This is a genomic window from Paenibacillus sp. 05T425 (assembly GCF_056396205.1).
The window spans coordinates 1-3610 of sequence record NZ_JBFTLA010000034.1 but is presented as its reverse complement, the minus strand read 5'-3'; the positions used below and the strand labels follow the sequence as shown (position 1 = coordinate 3610).

The 3610-nt window shown below is 36.2% G+C and carries 6 protein-coding genes; all 6 read right to left on the bottom strand.

From position 1 onward, the window contains the following. Positions 1–160: 160 nt before the first annotated feature. Positions 161–595 carry a hypothetical protein gene (locus AC1DF0_RS31860; RefSeq protein ID WP_477577552.1) on the bottom strand — a complete coding sequence of 145 codons (435 nt, stop codon included), beginning with the start codon at positions 593–595 and terminating at the stop codon, positions 161–163. 202 nt (positions 596–797) lie between these two features. After that, a complete protein-coding gene (locus tag AC1DF0_RS31855) occupies positions 798–1262 on the bottom strand; it encodes a hypothetical protein (protein ID WP_477577550.1) in 465 nt (154 codons plus the stop codon). Between the two features lie 238 nt (positions 1263–1500). Further along, on the bottom strand, positions 1501–1731 hold the full coding sequence (locus AC1DF0_RS31850; RefSeq protein ID WP_477577548.1) for a hypothetical protein: 231 nt from the start codon (positions 1729–1731) through the stop codon (positions 1501–1503). Between the two features lie 347 nt (positions 1732–2078). Beyond that, positions 2079–2315 carry a DUF3953 domain-containing protein gene (locus AC1DF0_RS31845; protein WP_477577546.1) on the bottom strand — a complete coding sequence of 79 codons (237 nt, stop codon included), beginning with the start codon at positions 2313–2315 and terminating at the stop codon, positions 2079–2081. A gap of 167 nt (positions 2316–2482) precedes the next feature. Next, positions 2483–3097 (bottom strand): hypothetical protein, encoded by a 615-nt coding sequence (locus AC1DF0_RS31840; protein WP_442053564.1) that lies wholly within the window; start codon positions 3095–3097, stop codon positions 2483–2485. Between the two features lie 203 nt (positions 3098–3300). Next, positions 3301–3610: hypothetical protein (locus AC1DF0_RS31835; protein WP_477577544.1), on the bottom strand; the 310-nt coding region annotated here is incomplete at its 5' end.

Sequence of the window (3610 nt, the reverse complement as noted above, 5' to 3'; positions counted from 1 at the left end):
CCTATCCACCCTTTATTTACGCATGCCTTTTTCCCCATCTCCCAGCTACCGGCTCTCCCATCATCCTTTTCTTCAATTTAACTACAGGATGAACTCCTGCGAATTCATGAGTCTGAGTGAGGAAATTGAATCATTTCGAGGGAGCTTAATAGTGTGTCGCCTACAATAAATCAGCAATCGCTTTTTCAGTTTCAACTCTCAGATGATTCGGTGATTTGACCGCATAATTGATACTCGCTAATTCAAAAACATAAGCATCTTCTTTAGCATTATAATAACGCAGCATTTGCTTATTACCCAACCTTACTGATTTATTGTTTTTGAACTCCTTAGATAAGTCCCACTTACTTTTTGATAAAGTTATGGTAACCCCATTTGAGTACTTAATAGTAACTGAAGGATTTACAAATCCATCATCGTATTTTTCAACAGAATTTATCTCCCATTTATCCGGTAAAGAAGGAGTATGATCTACCATTAGCACCTCCCCAACTTTTTGTATTGAAATCGAAGTACTCTTATCGGATTCTTGAAAAATTGAACAACCTGAAATTATAAACAAGTTAAATATGAAAAAAACTAATACTTTATTCATGCCAGAATCATCTCCAACCAATAAACTTTCAACCTAGAATAAATAGACGTCGCTTATATACCATTTGTTGCGTTAACCTGCCCGTTAGTTTAATGAAAAAAGTGAGCAGGGCCGCGGCGGACTGCTCACTTTATGTTGTTGATCTATCGTTCCTCGTCGCAATGCGAGTCTAAACATTAATGACATTGATTTATATCTTAATTTATAAATCATGAAGTGCAGTTTGAATTACATTACCAAACTTCGAAAGTTTTTTTTCATTGCTGAAATAAATTACCAACACATTTTTTTGCTCATAATACCATGGAAATGCCGCTAATTTAGCGGTTTCGAGGTGCTGTTTAAACGTAGCAAGTCCATTCATACGAGCTTGTTCCGAATCGAAAATATAGATATAGATGTTCTCTAGCTTGGCCACATCTTCCAATGGGTTTCCTATCGTAAACGCATGCGGTTTCACATCGTTTAATACTGCAAATTCATCATCGAGTTGCCCAATAGAAAATAACTCGACACCCTGTGCTTTCAATGATTGGGTGACATCCTCCATTAATAAATTGTTTTCTTTTTCTTCAACATTTGTGTTTTCTGTAATCGGACTCTCGTTATCCATGCACCCTGTAATAATGAAGCACATTGCTAAAAGTGTTATCATAATTTTTTTCATAATTATCCCCCTCTACAACAGTTATGACGTTTGGCGATGGAGGTAAGTTGCAAATACAGAAAGAAGAATCTATTGTACTAAACTGCCATTTAGCTTAATGAAATTAGAGCAGCTGGCTGATCGCAATCTACTCCATGATGTATTCAACTAACGTCTCCCGTTAGTTCAATCCTAATAACTCCCAAGATATCGTGACTGGACACCAGTTACTCATTCCAAAATGGTTTCAATTTATATTCTAAATTCCTTTAAGTCCTCCCAAGCACGTAACTATTACCATTATTATCGAAAATGTTACGGTAACATATCCGCTTATTTTAAATCGTTTTATCATTGCTTTTGTTGCTCTCTTTTGATTTGTGAAACTTGATGTTGTTGAAATCATAAACTCAGTAAAAAGAATGTTTAGCAGACCAAACCCTCCAAATACAATCAAAAAAAATATACTCATAGTTATCCGATCTGACATTTAACTCCCTCCTAAATGTCATTCATGAGTGGAAACATCTATAGTGGTGGAACTTTCGTTCCCCTTCGTAACAATGTTTGCTTATTTTTTATCTCTTATCTCACGAAGAGTTTCTTCAATTTTATCCATTTTCCTTAACATCGAATATTGATTCCCAATCATGCCAGCCAGACCAATTACCAATACAATAACTATTAAAAGAACCATTCATACCTCCAGTGGTTTGATTACTTTTTTCTTATCTTATTGTAACATTTACCCAGATAAACTGCCCGTTACTTCAACGAACAACGGCAGCCAATTGTGGAGCCGGCTGCCGTAACGTCCTGTTGTGCTTTAGTTCCTCATTACTTCAATATGAAACCTTGTATTGAAACAAATATAACAAAAAAAGAAGCAATAATGCTCATATAACCTAAAAATCTCTTATCTTTCTTTTGCAACTCTTCTAATCCTGCCACCATCATAAATAATGCTAGAAATAACATTAAATACGGCATCAATTCAAATTTCTTATTCAGAAGGCTATAACTTGAAATTCCGATAACGATTATCGCTAAAATAATTCTACTTTTCTTTATCACCCATATTCCCTCCCATGGGGCAGCATCGCATTACAGATGATTTTACCATAAATTCCATTTAAGAGTTCTAAACAATCCTGCCTGTTAACGTAATGAAGCTGCCGGTCAGCACCGACAGCTTCATGTTCGTCGCTTATTCAACTAACGTTCCCAGCTAGCGTAAACAATTATTTGCTTGGGGTAATTGATATAGGTATTTCAATATAATCAGGACCAAGAATCTTATTACCATTTTTCTCATCGGAGCCGACGGCAACTAATATGCTGAATTTCTCCGATCGATTTAATGCTTTTTTAGGCATTAAGTCAATTACAACAAATCCTGTACCGCCTCCCGTGGAGATAAAATTGTGCGCTCTTCCAACTTCTACTATACCACTCCATTTATAGTTCTTTTCCGTAGGAGTCCATGTCGAAACATAATCCGAAAGTTTAATTTTAGATTTGTTTTCGGGATAACTGCTTTGTATATTGGATATATACCATTTGTCAGGGATATAGAAACCAATGCCACCCCAATCTTTAGGGTCGATCTTTATTGATGCAACAATTTGTATATGTTCAGCCACATCTTTATCACTTTTGATAAATAACGTTCCTTTTACCGATGTCTGCAATTCTGTAGATTCGGAATTCACGCTAAAGCTTTTGACTTGAACTACTTTTTCGTTGACTGCTGTATTATGATTAGATTTTTCTTGCTTTGAGTAATGCTTAAAAAAATAAACCGACAAAACAGTAATTAATACAGCAAAAAAGATGTAACTAACTTTTCTATTCATATCGACTCCCTCTAACCTTATTAGAATCACCGAGCATTGCTTCCCCCAATAATAAACCTAAAACAACAATGTATTCGATTTCTGTTTTTCTAATTACTAATACTACAATTTTGTTCAACTATCCTGCCAGTTACTTCAACGAACAACGGCAGCCAATTGTAAAGCCGGCTGCCGTAACGTCCTGTTGAGCTATAGTTCTCCGTTTAGTTCAATGGTTGAAGTCCTTTTAATAAATTCGCCATTAATTTGTTAGCTAAACGTAACGCCTCCGTTCGGTCCTTCGCTGGGGCTGTAAGCATCAGACCGTCTTTACCACTCCAATAACTAGACTTACCATCTTGTTGTTGTTCAAAAAGTGTAAGAGTAATTTGACGAAAACCATCATCGGCATATAACGTTCCCAACGAAAAACTCTTTCCTATGGTCCCGTCTTCATACCAATGGTACATTAGCAGAAAACCTTCTCCCTTTCGAGCGATGAACGTGCGATTCGACAGTTGTTCCTTCGGTACA